Annotated in this window: 21 protein-coding genes and 2 tRNA genes; 12 read left to right on the top strand and 11 right to left on the bottom strand. The window is 56.1% G+C overall.

Features of this window, described 5'->3' with window-relative positions; genetic code table 11:
• The first annotated feature begins 104 nt into the window (after positions 1–104).
• The 8 genes from tcdA (at position 105) to G565_RS0102740 (ending at position 8,900) form a co-directional block, all read left to right on the top strand.
• Positions 105–911 (top strand): tRNA cyclic N6-threonylcarbamoyladenosine(37) synthase TcdA, encoded by an 807-nt coding sequence (gene tcdA / locus G565_RS0102775; RefSeq protein WP_037337384.1) that lies wholly within the window; start codon positions 105–107, stop codon positions 909–911.
• 87 nt (positions 912–998) lie between these two features.
• The gene (locus G565_RS0102770) at positions 999–1,502 is read left to right on the top strand and encodes a TIGR03546 family protein (protein ID WP_028669605.1); all 504 of its coding nucleotides are present in this window, start codon (positions 999–1,001) and stop codon (positions 1,500–1,502) included.
• Between the two features lie 12 nt (positions 1,503–1,514).
• Positions 1,515–3,368: a TIGR03545 family protein gene (locus G565_RS0102765; protein WP_028669604.1), complete on the top strand. Its 1,854-nt coding sequence runs from the start codon at positions 1,515–1,517 to the stop codon at positions 3,366–3,368.
• 123 nt (positions 3,369–3,491) lie between these two features.
• Positions 3,492–4,304 (top strand): pseudouridine synthase, encoded by an 813-nt coding sequence (locus tag G565_RS0102760; protein WP_084649189.1) that lies wholly within the window; start codon positions 3,492–3,494, stop codon positions 4,302–4,304.
• Positions 4,305–4,582: 278 nt separating this feature from the next.
• Complete coding sequence (locus tag G565_RS0102755; RefSeq protein ID WP_028669602.1) at positions 4,583–5,773, top strand: amino acid aminotransferase; 1,191 nt, start codon at positions 4,583–4,585, stop codon at positions 5,771–5,773.
• 82 nt (positions 5,774–5,855) lie between these two features.
• Positions 5,856–7,874: an excinuclease ABC subunit UvrB gene (gene uvrB, locus G565_RS0102750; protein ID WP_028669601.1), complete on the top strand. Its 2,019-nt coding sequence runs from the start codon at positions 5,856–5,858 to the stop codon at positions 7,872–7,874.
• A gap of 17 nt (positions 7,875–7,891) precedes the next feature.
• Positions 7,892–8,683, top strand: coding sequence for an alpha/beta fold hydrolase (locus G565_RS0102745; RefSeq protein ID WP_037337380.1), 792 nt, complete (start codon positions 7,892–7,894; stop codon positions 8,681–8,683).
• A gap of 13 nt (positions 8,684–8,696) precedes the next feature.
• Complete coding sequence (locus G565_RS0102740; protein ID WP_028669599.1) at positions 8,697–8,900, top strand: 2-hydroxymuconate tautomerase family protein; 204 nt, start codon at positions 8,697–8,699, stop codon at positions 8,898–8,900.
• A gap of 209 nt (positions 8,901–9,109) precedes the next feature.
• Here the strand turns inward: G565_RS0102740 and G565_RS0102735 are convergent.
• The 6 genes from G565_RS0102735 to G565_RS0102710 form a co-directional block, all read right to left on the bottom strand.
• Positions 9,110–9,186: transfer RNA gene (locus G565_RS0102735), tRNA-Val, on the bottom strand.
• A 14-nt stretch (positions 9,187–9,200) separates the two neighbouring features.
• Positions 9,201–9,278: transfer RNA gene (locus tag G565_RS0102730), tRNA-Ile, on the bottom strand.
• Positions 9,279–9,386: 108 nt separating this feature from the next.
• Positions 9,387–9,785: a globin gene (locus G565_RS0102725; RefSeq protein WP_028669598.1), complete on the bottom strand. Its 399-nt coding sequence runs from the start codon at positions 9,783–9,785 to the stop codon at positions 9,387–9,389.
• Positions 9,786–9,988: 203 nt separating this feature from the next.
• Positions 9,989–10,477, bottom strand: a complete 489-nt coding sequence (locus G565_RS22660; RefSeq protein ID WP_037337377.1) for a hypothetical protein — start codon at positions 10,475–10,477, stop codon at positions 9,989–9,991.
• A gap of 640 nt (positions 10,478–11,117) precedes the next feature.
• On the bottom strand, positions 11,118–11,537 hold the full coding sequence (locus G565_RS0102715) for a S24 family peptidase (RefSeq protein ID WP_028669597.1): 420 nt from the start codon (positions 11,535–11,537) through the stop codon (positions 11,118–11,120).
• A gap of 75 nt (positions 11,538–11,612) precedes the next feature.
• Positions 11,613–12,506 (bottom strand): chemotaxis protein, encoded by an 894-nt coding sequence (locus G565_RS0102710; protein WP_028669596.1) that lies wholly within the window; start codon positions 12,504–12,506, stop codon positions 11,613–11,615.
• Between the two features lie 298 nt (positions 12,507–12,804).
• On the opposite strand from G565_RS0102710, the gene G565_RS25715 reads away from it, so the two are divergent.
• Positions 12,805–13,596 (top strand): MipA/OmpV family protein, encoded by a 792-nt coding sequence (locus G565_RS25715; protein WP_028669595.1) that lies wholly within the window; start codon positions 12,805–12,807, stop codon positions 13,594–13,596.
• A gap of 3 nt (positions 13,597–13,599) precedes the next feature.
• Here the strand turns inward: G565_RS25715 and G565_RS0102700 are convergent, their stop codons facing one another.
• The 4 genes from G565_RS0102700 to G565_RS0102685 all read right to left on the bottom strand — a co-directional run bounded on the left by G565_RS0102700 (position 13,600) and on the right by G565_RS0102685 (position 18,121).
• The gene (locus tag G565_RS0102700) at positions 13,600–15,165 is read right to left on the bottom strand and encodes a methyl-accepting chemotaxis protein (protein WP_028669594.1); all 1,566 of its coding nucleotides are present in this window, start codon (positions 15,163–15,165) and stop codon (positions 13,600–13,602) included.
• Positions 15,166–15,245: 80 nt separating this feature from the next.
• On the bottom strand, positions 15,246–15,902 hold the full coding sequence (locus tag G565_RS0102695; protein ID WP_028669593.1) for a LutC/YkgG family protein: 657 nt from the start codon (positions 15,900–15,902) through the stop codon (positions 15,246–15,248).
• On the bottom strand, positions 15,899–17,344 hold the full coding sequence (locus G565_RS0102690) for a LutB/LldF family L-lactate oxidation iron-sulfur protein (protein ID WP_028669592.1): 1,446 nt from the start codon (positions 17,342–17,344) through the stop codon (positions 15,899–15,901). Before G565_RS0102690 ends, G565_RS0102695 begins: the two co-directional genes overlap by 4 nt.
• 3 nt (positions 17,345–17,347) lie before the next feature.
• Positions 17,348–18,121, bottom strand: coding sequence for a (Fe-S)-binding protein (locus G565_RS0102685; protein ID WP_084649202.1), 774 nt, complete (start codon positions 18,119–18,121; stop codon positions 17,348–17,350).
• Between the two features lie 175 nt (positions 18,122–18,296).
• On the opposite strand from G565_RS0102685, the gene G565_RS0102680 reads away from it, so the two are divergent.
• The 3 genes from G565_RS0102680 (at position 18,297) to G565_RS22650 (ending at position 23,528) form a co-directional block, all read left to right on the top strand.
• Complete coding sequence (locus G565_RS0102680) at positions 18,297–19,046, top strand: FCD domain-containing protein (RefSeq protein ID WP_037337371.1); 750 nt, start codon at positions 18,297–18,299, stop codon at positions 19,044–19,046.
• A 47-nt stretch (positions 19,047–19,093) separates the two neighbouring features.
• Positions 19,094–19,873: a hypothetical protein gene (locus G565_RS0102675; protein WP_028669589.1), complete on the top strand. Its 780-nt coding sequence runs from the start codon at positions 19,094–19,096 to the stop codon at positions 19,871–19,873.
• A gap of 385 nt (positions 19,874–20,258) precedes the next feature.
• Positions 20,259–23,528 (top strand): S8 family serine peptidase, encoded by a 3,270-nt coding sequence (locus tag G565_RS22650; protein ID WP_157599986.1) that lies wholly within the window; start codon positions 20,259–20,261, stop codon positions 23,526–23,528.
• Between the two features lie 184 nt (positions 23,529–23,712).
• On the opposite strand, the gene G565_RS0102665 is transcribed toward G565_RS22650, so the two are convergent.
• Complete coding sequence (locus G565_RS0102665; RefSeq protein ID WP_028669588.1) at positions 23,713–24,225, bottom strand: META domain-containing protein; 513 nt, start codon at positions 24,223–24,225, stop codon at positions 23,713–23,715.
• Positions 24,226–24,427: the final 202 nt, after the last annotated feature.

The raw sequence follows: 24,427 nt of genomic DNA, 5'->3' as shown, positions 1-24,427 counted from the left end.
CTGGCCGACAGTCTTGTTATACTCCGCGCCTGTACCCATGGTGGGGCGGCGGACCGGGCAATATAGAGCCGCTCCTATTATTAGCAGTGAGGGTGAAGAACGTTATGGCGTCGGAACGATTTGGAGGCACTGAGCGGTTATATGGCATTGACCAGACGCAGTGGCTCGGGCAACAGCATGTGATTGTCGTCGGTGTCGGTGGGGTGGGCAGTTGGGCGGCAGAGGCGCTGGTGCGCACGGCGATTGGACGCATCACGCTGATTGATCTGGATGACGTCTGTGTGTCCAATACCAACCGTCAGTCTCATGCCATGGCCAGCACTCTGGGCCAAATGAAAGTGGATGTGCTGGCTCAGCGTCTGCGTGACATTAACCCCGATTGCGAGGTGGCGACCCGTCATGACTTTCTGACACCGGATAACCTCGTCTCCCACCTGACGCCCAGGCCCGATGCCGTGCTCGACGCCATCGACAGCGTGCGTGTCAAAGCGGCTCTGATCAACTACTGCCAGCGCCAGAAAATCCCACTGGTTACTACGGGAGGCGCCGGAGGTCAGACTGACCCGTTGCAGATACAGGCAACTGATTTGTCGCGCACGGAACAAGACCCCCTGGCGGCCCGCACCCGTCAGTTGTTGCGTCGGGAATATGGATTCAGTCGCAATCCAAAACGAAAATTTGGCGTAGACTGTGTCTATTCGACTCAGCAGTTGCTTTACCCTCAGGCGAACGGCGACGTATGTGCCACCAAGCCGGGCGACGACGGCAGCCGACGTCTGGACTGCGCTACGGGCTTTGGAGCCTCAGTGATGGTGACGGCCAGTTTTGGTATGGTGGCTGCAAGCCGACTGATCGACAAGTTGCTTAAGCTTAAGCATCGCCTGGATCATCCGGCGGACCAAGCCGGTTAATTTCAGAACCCGATAGAGCCGGACAGCTGTATTCAACACCCTCCCGGCTATACACTGGCACCCAGACTTTCATGCGTGAGGGACACCATGCTGACACAATTTCTGAAATTTTTTAAAGCACTGAATTCGGACGCAGGCCCCTGGCAACTGTCTTTTGCCGTGGGTCTGGCCCTGATCATTGGGCTCACGCCACTGTGGTCGGTCCACAATTTACTGATCATTCTTCTGGCCTGCATTATGCGGGTGCATTTTGGTACCTTTCTCGTCTTTTGGGCCGTCTTCACTGGTTTTGCCTACTTGCTGGATCCGGTCTTTGATGCCTGGGGTTACGCCTGGCTGACTCAGGCCAGTCTGACCAGTACCTGGACGGCTTTGTATCAGAGTGATGTCTGGCAGATCATTAAATTCAATCACACCATTACGCTGGCAAGCTTTGGGGTCTCATTACTGCTATTTGTGCCGGTGGTGCTGATCATGCGCTATGGCGTTGTTCAGTATCGTGCCCGGCTCATGCCCTGGGCCAATCGTCTGAAACTGGTCCAAGTCGTTAAAGCCAGCAAAGTCTATTCCCTGTACGAACGAGTGAGCTAAGGAGCGCCACAGATGAAGCTATTTCGATGGAGCGGCCTGATCGCTTTCGCGGTGGTACTGACATTGATCCTTGTCATTGGCCTCCTGTTTCTGGATAACTGGGTTAAAGCGGGCCTGGAGGCTGGTGGTACCCGGGTTCACGGGGCAGAAGTGAATGTGGCCTCAGTGGATCTGACACTCAGCCCGCTGGGTTTCGATGTTCGCGGCGTCCAGGTAACCGACAAGGAGCGCCCGGAACGAAACCTGTTTGAACTCGATACGGCCCGGCTTGCTATGGATCTGCCCAAATTGTTTCTGGGCAAGATCAGTATTGACGATCTGACCGTCTCCGGCCTTAGCAGCGGTACCGAACGCAGTGAGCCGGGTCGTATTGTCCCGGTTGACGCCAGTGAATCCGGCGTGGCGGACAGAGCCCGTGAAGCGGCCGCCACCAGGGCAGAGTCTGTTCGCGCTGCATTGCCCGAACCGGCTGACGCGGTCGATCAGGCCCTGACTCAGACCCGCCAGGCGACTGACCAGGCGAGAACAACGTTTGAGAGCGCCCGTTCCGAGGTTGGCAACGCCCTGAACAATTTGCCCGATGATGCCTCGATTGAACAATACGATGCGCGTATCGAAGCGCTGCGTGGCCGGTCTCTGAATTCTCTGGACGCGATACGCGCAGCTCGAACAGATCTGGATTCATTGCAGCGCCAGGCCGTACAGGACCAACTGGCGGTAGCCGCGGCTCGACAGGCGGCCAACTCGGCCGTTGGCGACAGCCGGGACGCATTGGACACCGCACTGGCTGCACCCGCTAAAGACTGGGCTGCCTTGCGCGAAGCTTACCCCCTGAACCAGGCCTCTGCGGTTCAGGCTGGTCGGCTATTGCTCGGTGATGCCATTTTCGACCGCTATGACCAGGCCCGTAAATACTATACCCAGGCGGCGCCCTGGCTGCGTCGACTGGCGCCGGCGGGTGGCGAGCAAGAGGATGCAGGACCAGCCCGGCTGGATGGCCGTTATGTCCGCTTCGACACACCCAACCCAACCCCTAACTTCCTGTTGCGCCAGGGGTTGATCAGCTTTGTGGCAGACGATTGGCCCTGGTCACTGACCCTGAGCCAGATCACAGGCCAGCAACGGCTGACCGGCGAACCGTCGCGATTGCAACTGATGCGGGGAGAGGCTGGCGATGAGGCCATGCGCATTGACGCCGTGCTGGATCGTCGAGAGTCGACAACCGTCGATCGTTTTAATCTGATTGGGCGTGATCTGGCTTTTTCTTCCCGCTCACTGGAGCTGGGTGGCGTTGACGTCGATTGGGCGCCGGGCTCGGTGGACCTGGGAGGCGAGGTAACAGTTACCGGAGACCAGGTCGATGGGCTGATCGAATTGAATTTCAGTGGTTCGGTATTTGAAGCCCGGGGAGAGGGTCAGATTGCGACAACGCTCGGTAATGCGCTTGAGGGAATTGCGGCATTCGATATCGGTATCAGAGTGACCGGGAACATCAGTGCCCCCGAGCTGCAACTGACGTCTGATCTGGACAACCAGATCCGCTCTGCGCTCTCAGCAGCGTTACAGGCAGAGTACAACCGCTGGCTGGATGCTACCAGAGCAAGACTGGATGCTGAGGTCGACACTCTGACAGCACCGATTCAAGCACGCTTTGATGAAATAGAGGCGCAGGGCGATGCCGTTAGGGAGCAGGCCGACGCCTTTCAGCAGCAGGTGATGGATCGGTTGGCGGCACTTGAGCAGGATTTGCAAAACCAGCGAGATCGCTTAAGTAACGCGGCCGATGCGGAGCGTCGTCGCGCTGAAGAGGAAGCCCGCCGCCGCGCTGAAGACGCGCTGGATGATCTGCAGTTACCCAGCTTTTGATCCTGAGTTCACGTTCCGGAATCCGGGTTCGCGCTGCGACCCGGTGTCTGGCACTCAGTTGGGTGTGAACGTTGAAACACAAGCTATTACTCAGGCCGGTCCGGCCTGAAACGGGAACCTGTTATGCGCATTGATGTAGTACTCGAGGTGGAGGCGACCGATTCGCTGATCGCCATCGATTTTCTGGTCGATAACATTGAGCTGTCGAAGTCTCGCCTTAAAGACATGATGAACAAGGGCGCGGTCTGGCACGTGGATGCCAAAGACCACCGGCAGCGGTTGCGCCGGGCGATGACCGATCTGAAGATCGGAGATCGGCTGGAGGTGTTTTACGATGAAGACCTGCTGTCGTTGCGCCCGCCGTTGCCCAGGCTGGTCCGCGATCTGACCCATTACAGCGTCTGGGACAAAGGGCCTGGCTTGCTGATAGAAGGTACGGACTGGGGGGATCACGCATCGCTGGTTCGTCTGGTTGAGCTTTATTTCAAACCACGCCGGGAAGTCTTTGTGGTGCAGCGACTGGACAGCGCTGCCTCGGGGCTGGTCATTGTCGCTCACAGCCGCAAAGCCGCTGCCCTGCTGACAGAGTGTTTCAATACTCCCGATGCTCTGCGTCAGCAATTTCGCGTTGAAGTGGTTGGCGATGCACCTGAAGCGGGGGAGGTTGAATCCCCACTGGATGGTAAGCCAGCGCTGACTCAGTTCCGAAAACAGCGTTACGAAGCCCATCCGAACCGGTCTGTACTGGATGTCTGGCCAAAAACGCGGAACAAACATCAGATTCGCCGTCACCTCGACAGCATTGGTCATCCCGTTATGGGTGACCCCCGTTATGGCAAAAATAACGAAAGTCATGAGAACCTTAAACTGAAAGCGGTTGAAATGCGGTTCGACTGCCCAATTACTAAAGAGACGCAGGTGTTTTCGTTACTGTAGACAGAGCTCCGGTTTTTCGTGGCTGGGGTCAGGGCACCGCGTTATAATCCGACAGCCTCCTGGCAGGTTGTTGAAATTCGCAGAATTTCGGCGGCCTGCTACCGGAACATGGACGTTCCGGCAAAATTGATGACTGTTAAGTCATTGATTTTGAGAGAGAAGCAAAAATCACAATTTTTGGTGCTCGTGTTTTGAAAAAGGCAGGAAGCCTTTTTCAACAACCTGCTAGAGCTGAGCCAAACTCTCACGACCCAACCAACAAAAGGATCCTGACCGTCATGTTCGAACGAGTTCAAGCAGCCCCGGCCGACCCCATTCTCGGTTTAAACGATGCGTTTGCCGCCGATGACCGATCCCACAAGGTTAATCTGGGCGTCGGGGTGTTCATGAATGACGCAGGACAGACCCCGATTCTGAATACCGTTAAAAAAGCGGAAGCGGAACTGGTTCAATCAGAGACGACCAAGAGCTACCTGGCCATATCAGGCGACGTCGAGTACGGTCGACAGGTTCAGGCACTGTTGTTTGGAGCCGATAGCCCGGTCATCAGCAAAAAGCGCGCCCGCACCGCTCAGTCGCCAGGCGGTACCGGTGCGTTGCGAACCGCTGCTGAATTCATGAAGCGTCAGCTGGGCGTTAAACACATACATGTGTCCAATCCGACCTGGGCCAACCACGGCAACATTTTTGAAAGCGCCGGTCTCGGCATCAGCCAGTACCGGTATTACGATGCCGCAGCACAGGGTCTTGATTTCGAGGGCATGCTCGCTGACCTGGAGCAGGTTTCTGCCGGTGACGCCGTGCTTTATCATGGCTGCTGCCACAACCCAACCGGGATTGATCCGACCACTGAGCAATGGCAACAACTGGCAGAGCAGGCCAAGCGCAAAGGGTTTGTTGTCTTGTTTGACTTTGCCTATCAGGGCTTTGGCCAGGGAATGGACGAAGATGCCGCCGGTTTGCGCGCCTTCGTCGATCAGATACCAGAATTGATAGTGGCCAACTCCTTTTCGAAGAACTTCGGCCTGTACAATGAGCGAGTTGGAGCCATGACGCTGGTTGCCCAATCCAGTGAGACCGCCGACAGCGCTTTCAGCCAGGTGAAATCCATCATTCGTGGCAATTATTCGAATCCGCCGGCACACGGTGCCAAGGTAGTTGCTGCCATTCTCAAGGACGACACCTTGCGTGCGCAATGGATTCAGGAAGTGGCTGACATGCGCGATCACATTCACGAACTTCGTGACGCTCTGGTGTCGACGCTAACTGCAAAAGGGGCCAAACGGGACTTCAGCTTCATTCAGCGCCAGAATGGCATGTTTTCGTTCTCGGGGCTCACCGGCGAGCAGGTAACCCGGCTGCGCGAACAGTACGGCATTTACATGGTCGGCAGTGGCCGTATCAACGTAGCGGGCATGTCCAAGGCAAATATCGATGCCGTTTGTGACGCCATAGTCGCCGTATTGTAGTCAGTTCAGACTCCGAGCAGGCCGGTTTTGCCCGGCCTGCTGCAGTACAATAACCCTACGCACTCCCAGCCCAGTGAAGCCCATGAAACCGTTTAAAGTTCATTCCAGGTATCAACCAGCGGGGGATCAGCCCAAAGCCATTGATCAGTTGGTAACCGGTTTGAATGCCGGCCTGACTGCTCAAACGCTGCTAGGGGTAACCGGTTCTGGTAAGACGTATACCATGGCCAAGGTTATTGAGTCGGTGCAGCGACCAACCATTGTACTGGCGCACAATAAGACGCTGGCGGCCCAGTTGTATTCTGAATTTCGGGAGTTCTTTCCGGACAACGCCGTCGAGTATTTTGTCTCCTATTACGACTATTATCAGCCTGAAGCTTATGTGCCGTCGTCCGATACCTTTATCGATAAAGACGCGTCGGTGAACGAGCACATTGAACAGATGCGGCTCTCTGCCACCAAGGCCTTGCTGGAACGTCGGGATGTCCTCATTGTCGCCACCGTATCCGCGATCTATGGCCTCGGTTCGCCCGAATCCTATCTGAAAATGATTCTGCACCTGAAACGCGGTGACGCGGTCGACCAGCGACAGGTTTTGCGCCGACTGGCCGAATTGCAATACAGCCGGAATGACGTGGAGTTTGGTCGCGGCACCTACCGGGTAAGGGGTGATATCATTGATGTGTTCCCGGCTGAATCGGAGCTGGAGGCATTGCGCATCGAATTGTTCGATGACGAAGTGGAAAATCTGAGCTTATTTGACCCACTGACCGGTGAAGTTTTGCAAAAACTGACCCGTTTTACGGTGTACCCGAAAACGCACTATGTGACACCCCGCGAAACCATATTGGCGGCGGTCGATAAAATTGATGTTGAATTGAAAGAACGGCTCGGCGTGCTTGAAGAGAACCACCGTCTGGTCGAAGCCCAGCGCTTGGAGCAACGCACCAAGTATGATCTGGAAATGATGCGTGAGCTGGGTTACTGCAACGGTATTGAAAACTACTCACGGTATTTGTCGGGTCGAAATCCGGGCGATCCGCCGCCGACCCTTTATGAGTACCTGCCCGACGATGCGCTGATGTTTATCGACGAGTCTCACGCGACGTTGCCTCAGTTGGGGGCCATGTACAAAGGTGACCGTTCGCGCAAGGAGACGCTGGTCGAGTATGGTTTCCGTTTGCCTTCCGCGCTGGATAACCGGCCGATGCGGTTTGAAGAGTGGGAACGACTGGCACCCCAGGGCATTTTTGTATCAGCGACCCCTGGCAAGTATGAAGAAGCGCATACTCAGCAGGTCGTGGAGCAACTGGTTCGACCCACCGGACTGGTTGACCCGGTTATCGAGATTCGCCCGGCGACAACTCAGGTTGATGATTTGTTGCATGAAATCCACCTTCGAGTAGCGGTGGGCGAACGAGTCCTTGTGACCACACTGACCAAACGCATGGCTGAAGACCTGACCGATTACCTGAATGAGAACGGCGTTAAGGTCAGGTATCTGCATTCGGATATCGACACCGTTGAGCGTGTGGAAATTATTCGGGATTTGCGACTGGGCGAGTTCGATGTTCTGGTTGGTATTAACCTTTTGCGTGAAGGCCTCGATATGCCTGAAGTCTCACTGGTCGCCATTCTGGATGCCGATAAAGAAGGCTTTTTGCGCAGTGAGCGTTCCCTGATACAAACCATTGGCCGGGCTGCCCGTAACCTGAACGGTAAGGCCATTCTGTATGCTGACAGAATGACCGGTTCGATGGAGCGCGCCATTGATGAGACCGATCGTCGTCGCGAAAAGCAAATTGCCCACAACCTGGCCGAAGGCATTACCCCTCAGGCGCTGGTAAAAGACGTGCAGGATATTCTGGAAGGGGCTGTGGCGCCGGGTCGCAAAGGCAAGATTGCGCGTAACCGCAAAAAAGTGGAGCGCATTGACGCCGAAGCACGCGATTACACCACCATGACGGCGGCTGAACTGTCGAAAGTCATCGTGCGACTGGAAGACGACATGCACCGTGCTGCCAAGGACATGGCGTTTGAGAAGGCAGCGGCGTTGCGCGATGAAATGATGGATGCCAAAGAGCATTTGAAATCAGTCTGACTAGGGCAAGGGTTCACATGGTGCCAGGTTTTCTGAGTGTGGGGCAGGGCCCCACCGTGGTGATGTTACACAGTTCGCTGAGTTCATCAGGGCAGTGGCGTGATCTGATTCGCCGCCTGCGAGGGCAGGCACATTGCCTGGCCATGGACTTGACCGGTTACGGAGAGACGCCGTTACCGGCACTGGACAGTGCGTCGTCATTTACGCTTTGGCAGGAAGTGGCCTTGTTGGAATCAGTGCTTGAGCAAGAGCAGATTCGGGGACCCCTGCGCTTGGTTGGTCACTCCTATGGTGCTGCAGTCGCTCTGGCCTTTGCTCAAAAGTACCCGGAACGAATAGAGCGGCTGGTGCTGTTTGAGCCAGTGTGCTTCTCCATCCTGGACGCCGGTGATGCTGGCTTGCAGGATCTTGAGTCGGTGTTGCATGTGTTTGACGACACCTCCACAGCCTCGGATCCAACGTCACAGGCGCGTCGGTTCATCGAATATTGGAACGGCCCTGGCGCATTTGATGTGATGCCAGAGCGACTTCAGCAGCTTTTTACTCACCAGGTGAAGAAAGTTGATCTCGATTTTCAGGCGCTGATGCACCCAACCTTCACTGCTGACGCCCTGTCGCCGTTGGCCGGTCGGCTGACATTGCTTCACGGCGAGCAAACCCGTGCCAGCGCCCGTGCCCTGATTCAGCAACTGCAGCACTGGTTGCCCGGGGTGAGAGTGGTTAAGACCCCTGGCGGGCACATGGCACCCCTGTCTCATGAGGCAGCGGTCAATACGCAGATTGAGCAATGGCTATACCTGACCGACTGACCGAGGAAGCGCAATGCCCTATGTAAACATCAAGATTACCCGCGAAGGTGCGACGGCTGAGCAGAAAGCGGCACTCATTCAGGGCGCTACTGAACTGCTGCGGGATGTGCTGGGTAAAAATCCGGCGACGACAGTGGTTGTGATTGATGAGGTGGAGACCGATAACTGGGGAATTGGCGGCGAGTCCGTCAGTGTGCGCCGGGCGCGAGGGGACTGAACCCTTTAGGTCGACGTTACTGTTCGCAGCCGGTTTCCCGTCTGACATAACGAAAGAAGCCGCTCAATGGCGGCTTCTTTCGTTATGTAATCTGGTAGGACTGCCCGGATGGGCTCGCCTTTCGGGTCGAACTTACCGTTCGGACCGGGGTTGCCCCGGTCCCAAAACAAAAAAAGCCACCTAAAGGCAGCTTCTTTTGTTTTGTAATTTGGTAGGACTACCCAGATTCGAACTGGGGACCTCTACCATGTCAAGGTAGCGCTCTAACCAACTGAGCTACAGTCCTATAGAACACATAGTCAAAACTGTAGGCGCAGATTTGAACTGCCGACCTCACCCTTATCAGGGGTGCGCTCTAACCAACTGAGCTATAGTCCTGAAGAACGAGGCGTATGATACCTGTACCGGGGTTCAGTGCAAGCCTTTTTTGGTAAAAAGATAACGGATTCAACCAGTTACCGGGTATGGGAGCCGTGTACCTTCAGATTAGTAAGCGTCACTGATCAGGCGGACGCCGGGTTCAATGGCGTTGCGCCAACTGGCTTCCAGTTCGTCTGAAAACTGGGGGTCGTGTTTCTTCAGTGTGCGCATCAGAGCGTTCAGCCAGAGGCCATACCATTCCGGCTTAATGTTATAGCCAGAGCGGTCATGACTTTTGCCCAGGGCTTTGAGTTTGGTGTCTGGCATGCCGCGAGAATGCAGCACCAGTTGCATGATGCCGTTTCTGAGCAAATGGCGCTGTTGTTTCATGTCGGTGTCGACAAATTGCGCACGAATAGCGTCAGAACTGCTCATGAAGTGGTCGTAAAAATCGACGAAGAAACTGTCTTTGTTGCAAACGCGTCCATAACTTTGGAAAACAATATCGCTGTCTGTCGACGTCATTCCAGTGCCTCTTGAGTGTGCAGTGTTGGTGGCCTGTTAGCGCTCCCTGCAACTGCCAAAAGGGGTAGGCTATCAATAACAGACTAGAATTTTTTTGATCGATATCAAGAGGTTAGCTCAAATCCACTGAGAATGAGCATTTGCCCCGGATCATCCTGTTTGTCAGGAAGGCGACCCCGGGGCAGGTGGGCCAGGCTGGCGATTTATTCACTCACGCGCCAGCTTTGAACTTTTTCCAGACCGTGCTCGAGTATCCAGGCGTTTAGCTGTTTGGGTGCCCGGGTTTTCTTTTCGACGGTTTCAAGGCTCATCGGGTGGCGGTAAACACCGGGTTCCAGCGCCTTTGCTGGCTGCGGACGGCCCTTGCCAACAACTTTTTTCGGCTGTTTTCTGGCGTATTCTTCAAAAAAACCAGCCAGTCGTTTTAGCAAAGCCGATTGTTTCTGACGAACCAGCGTTTTGGTAATCCAGTCGCCAATTTTTACGCTGCGCCGCGAAAATAAATCCTCTTCGGTAATGCCATATTCGCGCTCCAGCGTCGCCAGGTATTCCATGTAGGCGTTAAAGCCAGCTTCTTTTTTTAATGCGCTTTCTTTTAAACGAATCAGGTTTTGCAGTTCAGATTCGTATTTCTGGATTTCAGCATCAATGTTTAAGGCGTCGATGCGAACAGCAGAGTGTGTTTGTGTCATAAGCTTCCAGTGTTCACGGTTATTATCAAGAGTCATAGTTTATTGGGGCTTCCAGTTGGGCAGCCCCAGTGGGTCTTCTTCTGATTTACAGCTCATTTCGCGTTAACAGGCCTGCTGGTTAATTTCGTATCCCGGGGCCCAAATGCACTGACTTATGCATCTGCAGTGGCGCCTTTAACACCTTTCGGGACCCGGTTCGATCGCCTTGCATAGGCAAAACGGATTGGCGGATCCTGATTTTTTACTGCATCAGTATATGCTTATTCAACTTACGTGGGCTTTGCGTATGGTATCCGGGTTTACATATAACCACTGGCCGACTATATCCGTTATCAATGCCAAATTGGATCAATACTGCATTAGGGCGTTTAAAGATACTGCCATGTGACGCAATAGTTTTTTAGATGTGCGGGATCACAAACATCTTTTAACAGCGAACCCTCTTGTGAAGGCATTCGCTGTCATTCATTGGCAGTGCAGTATCGGGCTCATCAGATATCTATCGAACAGGAATGTTGGCTATTAATCAGTTGTACAGGGTTCAACAGTTCAGATAAGTGGCTAACAGGCAGTATCTGTCGCTGAGGAAATATTAGTCGATATCGCACCTGCTTACAATTGTTGTTGCCGGGTCGCCGGGTTATAACGACCGAATAATGTGGCTGACCTTACCAATTAGGCTCAGGGTCTCGTTTTCGGGAACCACGAGGGTGTCAAAGTCTGGGTGGCGCGGCAGTAATCTTGGGCTTGGGGTCAGTTGCAGCTCCCGCACCATAAGCTCACCGTTGTAACCTGCCAGGATGATGTCGCCCTGGCTCGCCTGGGCGCTGCGGTCGACGATCAGGGTGTCGCCAGCAATAATGCCTGCTTCAGCCATGGCCATGCTGTGCACGGCTACCAGTATGCTGGTCTGCGGGTTGCGAATGCACAGGCTGGCCAGGTCAATACCGGGAATATCGTGATCCAGTCCTTCTTCGTCGTCGACTGACTGGCCTTCCACAAACAGTGGCAGGTTCAATTGCGGGCCTGTTTCGCAGCGACCGAGCACTTGTACCGACATAGCGACCTCTCAATATACTGTTTATATATACAGTATGGTGGAAATGTCTGCTCTTGCCAACTGTCGGTGTGAGAATTAGGCGGTTTGAACCGATTCAGCGCCTCTGAGCATGGCCATCACCAGCTCTTCGGCATCGAATTTTGTCAGAGCCTCGTTGGCGCCAACCTGAGTGGCATAGCTGACGCTCATTTCGCTGTTCAGGGAGGTATGCAAAATAATGTAGGCACCGGCGAGGTCAGCGTTGTCGCGAATGTTGAACGCGAGTTCGTAGCCGTCGAGGCCGGGCATTTCGATGTCGCTGACCAGCAGGTCAATCGGGTGGCCTTTGCCTGCTTCAGTTTTGAGTATTTCCAGCGCTTCCATGCCATTATTGGTGACCTGGTAGCTGATGTTCAGGTTATCGAGGGCATCGGACAATTGTCGCCTTGCCACGTGAGAGTCGTCTACCAGTAAAATGTTCAGCGGTTTGAGCTTTTCACGCTGAACGTCGGTCAGTACGGTAAATTTTTTGTCGGCCGGAGCCGGGTAGACGATTGACAGCAGCAGTTCGACATCGAGTAACTGAATGGTCTGTTTTTCGTCCATCAACAGGCCTGTTAAAAAGGCATTTTTACCCAACATGGACGGGGGCGTTTTAATGTCTCGCCAGTTGGTGTCGACAATGCGTTCAATTTTTCGTACCAGAAAACCAACTTCACGACGCTGACAATCGGTAATGATGATGGATGCAGAGGCAATTTCTTCGGCAGACAGAGGCTGGTAGCCAACGGCGTAGGCCATGTCGATCACCGGGATGGTTTTACCTCGAATGGTTGTGACCCCCAATACGGAAGGGTGGTCCTGAGGCATTTTGGTAAGCTTGGCGGTCGGAATGATTTCCCGCACTTTCAGGGTGCCTATGGCAAAGGTCTGACGGCCCGTCAGTGTAAACAGGAGTAACTTTTGGGCGTGTTTTGCCTTACTGCTCATAAAAACCTCTCAGAACCGTCATTGTGCCCGAGTGTCCGGGAACCATTAGCATGATACGTTATCGGCCAGTGCGCACGAAACCCAATAGCCGATTTGATCACCGGTCAGGATATCTTAGACATACTGGTACAAAACCCGCGTAATTGCGTATTGGTAGTAAACCGGCCCGTCAAGGCGGGTGGGGTAGGTTATTGAACCTGAAGTATCTGACCGGACGATAGCCAGGTAGGACGCAGCGTCTTTCACCTGGTGAGGTCAGTCCGGACCTCTCAATGGTGTGAAAAGGAAGCGGTTTTTAATGCGCTTGGTCGCAAAGGTGTTGTGTGTTTTGGTGTGTACAGGCGTCACCGGCAAGGGTCTGGCTGACAATAAATTCAGTCTGGGACTTGGAGTGACCGCCAGCGAGCAGTCGCTTGGTCAGGGCTGGAGAGCTCTGCCAGCGCCCAGTTTTTCAATCGAGTATGAAGGCTACCGGTTAGCTACCCGGGGTCCCGGTCTGGCTGCTGATCTGGTGCCTTCGCGGGCTCTTACCCTGGGACCACTGGTGCGGTATTCAGGCGGTCGGGAAAGCCGTGAGTTACCCGGCTCCTATCGACAACAGCCAGATATTCCGGCGTCTGCAGAGGTGGGTCTCTCTATCGGTTCAGGGGTGCCCTGGCAGGTTATTGGGGTGCCATTGCCCGGTGTGTTCACCCTGTCGGCTGACCTGGTCACCACGTTTCCAGGCGGACACGAAACCGGTGTCTTTGCGCCATCGGTCGGTTGGGTCAGTTCGGTCACACCGCAATTAACGCTGATTGGCGCACTGGGCAGTCAGTGGGGAACGGAGGCGCACATGGGCACTTTTTTCGGGGTACAGGCAACACCCGATACCGGTGTAAGTGCTTATCAGCCGGCGGCAGGGTTGAAGGATCTGAGTCTCAGCCTGATTGCGTCCTATCAGCATACGCAGCGCTGGTCGACTATTTGGCTTGCGTCTGTCAGTCAGTACCAGGGCGACGCTGCCCGCAGTCCGCTGGTGCGGGATACGGGCGCGCTGAATCGGGTGTTTCTGGTGTGGGGTGTCAGCTACAACGGGGTCTTCGACTGACGTTCACGGACGAAACAATTCAACCAGCTCATGCAACTCGTTAGACAAGTCATTCATGGCCTGGGCGCCAGAAACCGAGCTGTGGGCCTGGTCGAGGCTGTGATCCGCCAGGCCGCTGATGCGGGTCAGTTGCTGGTTGATTTCTTCGGAAACCTGGCTTTGTTCCTCTATGGAAGTAGCCATTTGGTGCGTCATTTCGGTAATACGGCTGACTGCACTGGCGATCTCATGCAGGGCCTGGTCAGCTTCTTCGACTCTGGCGACACCTTGTTCAGCAATGGTTCTACCCGCTTCGGCTGCAGCTTCGGCTTCGCCGGTTTTTGATTTCAGGTTGTCGATTATGTTCTGAATCTGCTGAGTCGTTTCCGTCGTGCGCACGGCCAGCGAGCGCACTTCATCCGCCACGACAGCAAAACCCCGACCGTGTTCTCCGGCCCGGGCCGCTTCAATCGCGGCGTTCAGCGCCAGCAAGTTAGTTTGATCGGTGACGCTCTGAATCAGTTCTGCCGCCTTGGAGATCGAATCGGTCTGGGCGACCACTTCACTGACTGTAGCGCCAATCGATTGCACAGCCTCAGCCAGTTGCTGGATTTCATCGCGCGTTTGCTGAACGGTACGGGTGCCTTTCTCTGCCAAATCGTGAGCGGTATCGGCTTCATTGGCTGTTACCTGAACATTGCCCGAAACTTCGTGGATGGTGGCCGTCATTTCGTTAATGGCTGCCGCGATCTGGGTTGTTTCGCTTTGCAACTCATCAATTGCGTGTTCGGACTGGCCCGCCAGATCATGGGCCTTCTGCGACTGCTGAAACACCTGGCGAGCAGCATCATCAATGCGGGTCAGCACCGTGTTCAGGTGAGCACTGGTTACGCTGGCAGCAAGCTCTACCCGAGCCAGGGTCAGTGAGGCATCGGAATAGGTGCTGGCGATCAGGGTGTCGTTGAATCGTCCTTCCAGTTTCCCGGCAATGGTTGCCAGAGACTGTTTCCGGACCCGGTGACCGTAGAAAGTCGCTACAACAACGGCGCTCGCACCGGCCAGCGCGGCCAGCCATTGGCCACTGTAAGCCCCCAGAGTCATCAACATCGCGACGAGTATGGTTGCGGGCCCCAGGGCTGAGGCTGCATCTCGCAGTCGGCGCAGTGGTGCAATCCCGGATTTGCCTGCATTGATGCGTTGATATATGCGCGTGGCCCGGTCGATGTCTTCGCGTTCGGCTTTGACCCTCACTGACTCATACCCGACAACTTCGCCACCTTTGGTGATGGGAGTTACATACGCATTGACCCAGTAAAACCCACCGTCTTTGCGGCGGTTTTTGACCAGACCCATCCAGGGGCTGCCCGTTTTAAGGTAAGTCCACATGTTGTCGAAGGCAGCAGGTGGCATATCTGGGTGGCGGATCAGGTTATGCGGTTGTCCGATCAGTTCTTCGCGGGAAAAGCCGCTGGCATCAATGAAAGCCTGATTGCAATGTTGTATACGGCCTTTTCGGTCCGTTGATGAGATCAGTTGTTGGTCGTCCGCCAGGACATATTCACGATCAGTGACTGGTTGATTGTTGCGCATAGACATCGGGTTCCTGAGCAGTCTGGCCAAAAGCAATTTAGAAATGTATCGGCCGATGCTCCTTCATGATTAGCCGTTTGTCAGATCCCATCGACCAGGAAAACCGTTAACGCTTTGGGGCCGTGAGCCCCATAGACCAGTGTTTGCTCGATGTCCGCCGTCTTGGACGGCCCGGAGATCAGCAGGGTATTGGTTGGCATGGGGCCTGTCCAGTCCTCCTCTGTGATCAGTTGGTACCAGCTGCTGAACAGTCGGCTGACCGGCAAAATGGCGATATGCAGCGGCGGTGCCAGGGTCATTAGCCTGGGCTCTTCGGGGCTGGGGATCACTACCAGGGATCCGGTGTCGGCGAGCCCTGCATGGCAGCTCGTTATGGCGGCATCGGTTTGGTGAAACAGCTCGCTTTGCCAAGCTTCCACTTTCTGGTCGTAACCCTGAAAGTCGATGTTTTGTGCACGGGTTACCAGGGCATCACGCAGCCCTTGGCTGGGAGCAATCAGGACCCGGTGAGCGCCTGCCTGATGTAACCGCGATAACACCGCTGTTGCCAGGTCGGGCTCATGCACTCGTTGCACGTCGCCGTGAACCGAGGCTTGTTGAGCGATGAAGCGCTCAATGCCGTCTTCAAGCGACCAGCGGCGCGTGTTCATGACACGGAAGTCGGGCGGCTGACTGGCCGGTTGAGACGTGCGCTCACGCAGGCGGCTTAAAATGGTCTGACGGGCAGAGGAAGTCATGGTTGTTGCCTCTTTGAGCGGTTATTCATGGCGCTGTGCAGGGTCGTTTTTGCCAGTTTCGGGGCGCTGCGATAGCGGGTCCAGCCGCCGAGTCGTTTGGGGCTGAGTGCCCTTAGTTGGCTGGCCAGTCGGGTAGTCAGTCGATACAGCCCGGGGCGGCGATGCACCAGTCGCCAGACAGCCCAGATTAGCGATTCCAGGTTTGAGCGCTTGCTACCATGACCGGGAACCGTGGAGGCTCGCGTCCGGTCTCCGTCGACGGCTTCGCGGCGCAGGCGCAGCAGCAGGCTGGGTAGCGGAATCCGCACCGGGCACACCTCACCGCAAGAGCCGCACAGGGAGGAGGCGCTGGCGAAGTCCGGCGTTTGCTCAAGCCCCAGCAGTTGCGGCATCAATACCTGACCGATGGGGCCCGGGTAGGTTGTACCGTAGGCATGGCCTCCAATGCGGGTATAGACCGGGCAATGGTTCATGCAAGCGCCGCAGCGAATGCACTGCAGGGTCTCGGCCAGTTCTTCATCCTGATAGATGTCGGAGCGGCCATTGTCGACCAGGACCAGATGCACCGCTTCCGGTCCGTCTTTTTCATCTGGCTGGCGCGGGCGGCTGATCATGTTGACGTAGGTGGTGATGGACTGACCGGTGGCTGATCGGGTGAGCAAGCTCAGCAACGGAGCCACATCGGTCAGGCTGGGAACAACTTTCTCGATGCCGGTTACGGCGATGTGACAGGGCGGTGTGGTGGTGGTCAGACGACCATTCCCCTCGTTCTCGACCAGGCAAAGGGTACCGCTGTCAGCGACGGCGAAATTCACACCTGAAATGCCTACATCGGCTTGCATGAATTTTTCACGCAGTTGCTGTCGGGCCTGGTCGGTCAGGTAATGGGCGTCTTCGCGTTGTTCGACACCGGTCATGGTGTGCATCAGTTCGGCAATTTCAGCGGTGTTCTTGTGGATTGCCGGCATAATAATGTGCGACGGCGTTTCTTTGGCCATTTGCACAATGTATTCACCGAGATCCGATTCGAGCACGGTATAGCCGCGTTGTTCCAGATGAGCGTTCAACTCCATCTCTTCAGTGACCATCGACTTACCCTTGATCACCGTTTTAGCCTGGCGCTGCTGGCAGATCTCGGTGACCACCTGACAGGCTTCGTCGCCATCGCGTGCCCAATGCACCTGGATGCCATTTGCCTGGCACTGGCGTTCCAACTGCTCAAGCAAGTCGGGAAGTTGTCGCAGCGACTGTTGTCGAATGGCCTGGCCCAGGTCGCGCAGAGCCTCCAGGTCCCAGTCGGCAAAGGCCATCGTGCGTTTGTGCATTAGCCCGGTCATGGCGCGGTCGAAGTTACCGCGCAGCTGAGTATTGGCCAGGGCAGACTTTACCTGGGGTTGAAAGTTGATGGCGCTGTTGTGGCTCTGTTGTAAGGTCTGAGGCATCGATCAGGCCTCCCGGTTTGGCTGGGAGCGGTGCCAGAGAAAGCTCAGCAGGTGCTCTCCGGGCAGGGCCATTTTTTGTTTTTTGGCAACGCCGGCAAGATTCATCAGGCATCCGCAGTCGGTGCTGAGAAAACGGTCGCAACCGGTTTGTGTCAAAGCGGCGACTTTGTCAGTCGCCATGGCGCCTGAGATATCGGCGTGCCGGACAGCGAAGGAACCCCCGAAACCGCAACATTCGGCGACCTTTGCAGGCTCCACCAGGGTGACATTGTTCAATTGGCGAAGCAGGGCCGGACCGCTGTCTGCGACGCCCATCTCGCGGCGCGATGAACAGGAGGTATGCAAGGCAATGGTCGTCGGTTCTCCGGTATCGGTCAGTTGGATCTGACACACATTGACCAGAAAGTCCGCCAGATCCCAGACCCGCCTGGCGAGTTTGAGCGCGCGATCGGCGTCTTCGGTGCCCTCAAACAACTTGGGGTACTGATGTCGCATCATGCCGGCACAGGAGCCAGAGGGCACGACGACCGGCCAGTCTTCGGGAAACAGATCCAGTTGAGTTTTTGCCACCGCCCGTGCTTCATCACTGCGCCCCGAGGTGTAGGCGGGCTGCCCGCAGCAGGTTTGATCCTGAGGGTAAATAACCTCAATGCCTTCCCGCTCCAGCAGGTCGACACCGGCGAGCCCGGCTTCCGGGTAGAACAAGTCGACCAGGCAGGTGCCAAACAAGTACACCTTTTCCGGCTTGTTTGGGTAGAGAATGACAGGCTGTGACATGGGAACCTCGACTGAAATGAGCGTGCACGGTTGCATCGCTGGTCCGGTATGGAGTACGATGCCAGATAAATTGGTAATACCAATTTACCAATTGTTTTCGTTGAGAATAGGCGCAGTCGCGATGGCTGTCAATCGGTCTTGTTGCCCTGGCGGGTGTTGTATCTGGAGGTGTGCCATGAAAGCAGAGCGAATGTCGGACCAGGTCGCCCGTGTCGTCGAGAAAGCCATTACCGAGGGGCAGTATCCGGTAGGGAGTCAGTTACCACCTGAGCGTGAACTGGCGGTTCGTTTGGGCGTATCCCGCCCGACCTTGCGCCAGGCGCTGACCACACTGGCAGCCCGTGGCTGGCTGGAAACTCGTCAGGGTGGTGGGCATCGGGTGTGTCAGCACCTGGGCGACGGATTCAGTGATCCGTTATTGGCCCTGCTCAGTAACGATAAGGACTATCAGTACGACATTCTTGAGTACCGGAACGCACTGGAAGGTATGGCGGCCTGGTACGCTGCCCTGCGCCTGACCCACTCAGACCGACAACGATTGCAGGCCTGTGTGATTGAGTTGGAGCGAAGCCATGCGGCGGGCAACGCTGAAGAGCAGGCCCGGGCCGATGCTGATTTTCATTTGGCCATCGCTGAAGCCAGCCATAACACCGTGCTGCTGCATAGTATGAAGGCGCTGTTTCGGGTTTTGGCGACCTCGATTGCCGAGAGTGTGTTTCAGATTGCCGGGCAGGGCGACACCGCTGACCGACTGTTGGCACAGCACAAATGCCTACTCGAGGCTATTCTTGAGGGGGATGCCGAGTCGGCCCAGCGAGCCTCGCAGGCACACCTTGGATTTGTCGAGTCGTGTCTCAATGAGTCGCATCGTCAGGGGCGTCAGCGTCAGCGCGGTTTGCAGGCGTTTAATGTGATGCCGGGTTAAGGCACGGTTTCGCTTTCAACAGCGGTCGGGCATGATGGCAAGCAATCATGTTGACCGGCTTTGGGTTGCGGCGGTGGTTGCCAGGTCTGAGCACGGCCGCCCAAGTCCGGTTTTATGAACCGTTCTATCATGCGTATGAACAGGAGTACCACGCAGACATGACCGTTGGTGTATCGTATCCGTGCAAATCTGCCCTCATTGTTGGCCTGGTTGCGGGTGGCATGATGACCGCTCCTGTCAGCCAGGCTGAATCCATTACAGAAGCCATTCAGGCGTGTCGCTCAGTGGCGGAACAGACACAGCGCTATCAATGTTACGACGATGCGGAGCAGGCGCTGCCCAGTGCAGAAAGTGTGTCGAGAGACATTGGGAAATTTGACTATGAGTCGACTTCTGACCCCATTACCGGTCAGACCGAACACGCTGTCTTTCTGCGATCGGACCGTGGGCTTAACCGTCGTCGAAACCCGATCGAGATGGAACTTACCTGCGATTCGACCCGGCCGGGTGATTATCAACTGGTCCTCAACTGGGGTGAGTTTCTGCCCAGTACCTCGCCGGAGGTTACCACCCGGATAGGCCAGGGTGGGTCGGTCACTGGTACCTGGCAGACCGATCGTTTTCGGGAGCGGACCATTTTTTCCGGTGTTGAATCAGGATTTTCCAAAGTCGACCTCGTCAATCAACTCGAGGCTGAAGTAAAGGCCGGTAATGCAACTCTGGTGTTTCGAACCACACCCTATAACTACTCTGCCATCACCGCTGAGTTTGACATGACAGGCTTCAGCGATGTCATTGAACCCATGCGAACGTCCTGCCGGTTTTGAATGACGAGCGATGGCGCCTGTGTTTCGCAGGCGTCATCAATACCTTTTAGACCTTCTGTAATCTCCTCTTTACAAAGTGTTGACCGATTTAAAGTGCTAAATCGGTCTCAGTTCCGCCACTAATATTCCCTCAACGCCCTGCAAGCTGCTAGCGTGCCTGAAGCTTCCGTTTTACGGCCTGTCTTCGATCCAGTGACGGATCGTTGCGTGAATCGGGCAAGGATGCAGGCGTTTTGTCGGAAGGTGGCCCACTAAGCAGTCTCTGACTTGCTCTTTCGGGGGTGTGGTTCAGGCACTTGTTAGGTCATGTTGTCTCCAGGCCTGTGATACGCGGTGAACCCGGAGGGGCTCCGTGTTTCTCAACTTCGACAAACAAGGAAATGACATGACCCCGTCTCAATTAACCGTGCGGTTTCGCCGCAGATGGTCTGGGGCTTCGCTGCCGTCATTGATCGCAGGCCTTTGCCTGTCTCTGGTCGCGACGACTGCCCTGGCTGAATCTGAAGTATCCGAACGCACCCTAACCGGTGAGCGAAATGTGCTTGAGAAGGCTCGTCCTTCAGAGCAGGCCGCGGCGCCCGGTATCCAGCCGTTCAGCCGTGCGGCCACGCCCTTTGACCGATACATCATTACTGGCGATGCGGCCGCTGTGGCTCGCTACCGGGGTGATATAGCCGGCTATCAGTCGACCAGCCCCGAGGGCAGAGCGTCGCTGGATGTTCGAACCCCGGAGGTCCGGGCATATGGGCAGTATCTTGAGTCCCAACAGGCTAAGTTACTGCAGCAAATCTCTGCTCGCCTGGGCCGTTCCGTAGACGTTGTCGACCAGTTTCACCTGGCTGTCAATGCGGTGGTGGTTGAACTGACCAATACCGAGGCTAGCCAGTTGGCGGGTTTACCGGGTATTCGCAGTATCCACAAAGACGAGTTGCGACAGTTGACGCGATCGCCCAGTGACGCTTCCGGCTATGCCTTGCCAGTTGCCAGCGACACGCATTCAACGGTCTGGCTGTGGTGGTCTCTGGCCGCTGCCCTGAGTCTGGCCCTGGTCACATTGGTATGGGCGCTGGCGACCGGGCGACTGAACCGACGTCATGGCCTGGCCGCTTCTGTGCTCGCAACTCTGGGTCTCGCCGGTTGCCTGTGGGAAGGTGGCTTCGCCTGGATCGGCGCCCCCGAAGTCTGGAGAGGTGTGGCAGGTCAGGCCGGAACCCGGGGTGAAGGCGTTGTTGTGGGTATTATTGATACCGGGATTAACCCGGTCAGTGATTCTTTTGCGGCGGTAGACAGTGACGGCTACCGGCATCGTAATCCCCATGACACTTATCTGGGGGTTTGTGATGCTGGTTCCGATGTTTACGATCCCGGCTTTCCATGCAACGACAAGTTGATTGGCGCCTGGGGGCATGAACTGATCAACGAGGGCAGCCCTCGTGATACAGACGGTCACGGGTCTCATACCGCCGGTACGGCTGCCGGCAACCTCGTGTACAACGCAACTGTCACGACGCCTGCAGGCTTCAAACTGAGCAAACACATCGCCGGGGTAGCACCGCGGGCCAATGTGATCGCTTACAGCGTGTGCTCCGAAGCCGGGTGTTATCTGAGCGCCATCCTGTTTGCCATCAACCAGGCCATTGCCGACGGTGTAGATGTGATCAACTATTCCATTGGCGGAGGTGCATCCGACCCCTGGGGCGATCCGGATTCACTGGCTTTTCTGGCCGCGATGGATGCGGGTATCTTTGTCGCCACCTCCGCTGGCAATTCAGGTCCGGACTTCGCCACTCTGGGCAACCCGGCGGATGCGCCCTGGGTGACATCAGTCGCCGCCAGCGCTCATCCTCTGTTTTATAAAAATTCGCTGGTTGATCTGTCCGGAGGGCTCGCGCCACCGCCGGGAGAGATTATCGGGCAGAGCGTTTCCTCCGGGTATGGACCGGCTCCGATTGTAGACGCGTCAGACTTTGCCAATCCGTTGTGTCTGCCCGGCGAATTCAGTGCGCGGTTCAACGGCGAGATTGTGCTCTGCGAGGCAGGTGATATTGGCCGGGCTGCTAAAGGTGAGCACGTTGCCGCCAACGGTGGCGGTGGCATGATACTTACCCGGGAACCGACCACGCCGGATGGGTCGGGCTATCTGGAAACAGATGCACATGTGTTGCCCGCCACTCACATTACCTACACCGATGCCTCCAGATTGCGAGACTGGTTGGCCTCGGGTCACGGTCATCAGGGTCGCCTGACGGGTACTGAATTGGTTCATGACGAGGCAACCGCCGATGTGCTGGCTTACTTCAGTTCACGCGGTGTAAACCCATCGGTGCCCAGTGTGGTTAAACCCAACATTACCGCTCCGGGCCGGGCCATTTTTGCGGCCTTTCATGAGGGGTATAGCGATGCCGATCAGGACTTTACTGTGATTCAGGGGACCTCAATGTCGAGCCCGCACATCGCCGGCGCCGGTGCTTTGCTGACGGCTTTGCACCCTGACTGGTCACCCATGCAAATTCAATCCGCGATGATGACAACGGCGGTTAAAGAGCATCGCAAGGAAGACGGCTCGCGCCAGGCTGATCCGTTTGATATGGGCGGTGGGCGAATTGATTTGCCCCGGGCGGCCCAGGCTGCATTGGTTCTGGACGAGCAGCAGGATGCCTTTCTGGCAGCCGATCCGTTCGTCGGGGGGGAGCCAGCGGTCCTGAACTTGACGGGGCTTGGCCAGGCTCGGTGTGTCGTCAACTGTCAGTGGACGCGCACCGTGACCAATGTCTCGAACCAGTCGACGCATTGGCGAGCAGAGCCCCAGACTGGGCTGACGGTTGCGCCGCAGCGATTCCGTCTGGCGCCGGGTGAGAGCCAGGTGTTAACCATTGAGGCGGATGCATCGGGCGCACCGGTGGGTGAATGGCAGTTTGCGCAATTGCAGCTCAAATCCCTGACCCGGCGTGTGCCCGATGTGCATTTCCCGGTCGCGGTTCAACCGGCGCTGAGCAATTTGCCCGGGGCCATCACCATTACGGCGCCACTGGCCAGTGATGTTGTCAGTCTCGATGGCCTTAAGGCCGTAGACATCAGTGCGGCTGAAGTGCGCATAACCGGGTTGGCGGCTTCGACCATAACGGAATCGGCTCTGGTTTCTGACCCGAGCAACGATAACCCTTTCGATGGTTTTGACCCCGGTGTCGACGGCACCTTTTTCTTTACCGTCGAGGTTCCGGAGAATGCGACACGCTTTGTCGTGGACGTTTCTGACTCGGAATCGGGTGATCTGGATGTGTTCGTCGGATCGGGTGATGACCCGGGCTTTGCCAGTCTGATTGATTACGCCGCAACCGGGTCGGCACTGGAGTACGTCAACATCGCCAATCCGCCAGCCGGTACTCTGTGGGTCGTGGTTCAAAACTGGGAGGCCGGACACGCCGAGCCCCAGGCGCTCACACTGCACACGGCTGTGGTGACCGGCGATGTGGGTAACCTCAACGTCGACGTACCGGTATCGGTGCCAGGCGGAGAGCCATTCACCGTCGATCTTGGCTTTAACTTGCCCGGGTCCGTTGCCGGTGAGCGCTATTATGGCTCATTCAGTCTGGGAACAGACGGCCTGAACCCCGGTAACCTGGGGACCGTTCTGGTGGATCTGGTTCGCCAATAACGCAGTGTTAAACCGCTTTTATAACAGGGCCCATTCGGGCCCTTTTTTGTTTGAGCTTCTTAAACCGTTGGCCAGTGGCTTGGTCGTAGCGTTCCGTGACTGCAGTGAGTTGTGCACATTCGCTACGCGACCGGTCCCGAAACGTTGCGCATGCCCCCCCCTGGGTCAGGTGGGCATTGCGACTTTATTCATGATCTTCTGCGGCGGCCAGGATCATGGTTCCTTCATCGTGTGGCAAACGAAGTGTCAACTGCGACCCGTCCAGTGACCATTGCGAGGCTGATTCGATAAAGTTGATGAAAGGGCGCTCAAGGCTGCCTTTCGGGCACAGCGCGCGCGTACCGATCATGGGACCGATGGCAAAGACGGTGTCGGTCAGCCTGGCGGAGGCGGCATAGTGATTGCAGTCTGCTCTGAGGCTGATACGACCTTCGCTGCCAAACCTGAGCTGGTAGGCGTCTGAATGGTCTGGCTGCACCCTCGATCCGTTTTCAAGCAGGCTGTATTGCCACTGGAATACCTGCCCGGTAAGCGAATCGGGCATGCGATGGGCTGTCACAATCGGTCGGGTTTTGATCGTCGATTCAGCCAATGGCGGGTTCAGGCTGGCAGTGTCAGGGTGCCAGGCGTTAACACTCATTGATAAAACCAAGCCTGCCAGTAACCAGCCAGGTCGATACGCTGTGATCGGGATCATAACAAAGCTCCTTCGAGTGAAAGACCAGTGTAGAGGTGCCGAGCTGAACAGACTGTGAATCTGGCCTCACACGAGTGGGTGACGACGGTTTAACCGTATGGGGCTCCGGCCCAAAGGCCCGTGATTTGGCGACTGGGCCGCTTTCTTGTATGGTGTAGGGGATTGTGTTCGCAATCGGTCTATCCACGCAGCCACCCTGAGA

It is taken from the genome of Saccharospirillum impatiens DSM 12546 (assembly GCF_000423605.1).
Lineage (GTDB): Bacteria > Pseudomonadota > Gammaproteobacteria > Pseudomonadales > Natronospirillaceae > Saccharospirillum > Saccharospirillum impatiens.
The sequence above is the reverse complement of the archived record's forward strand: the minus strand, read 5'-3'. Positions and strand labels throughout refer to the sequence as shown.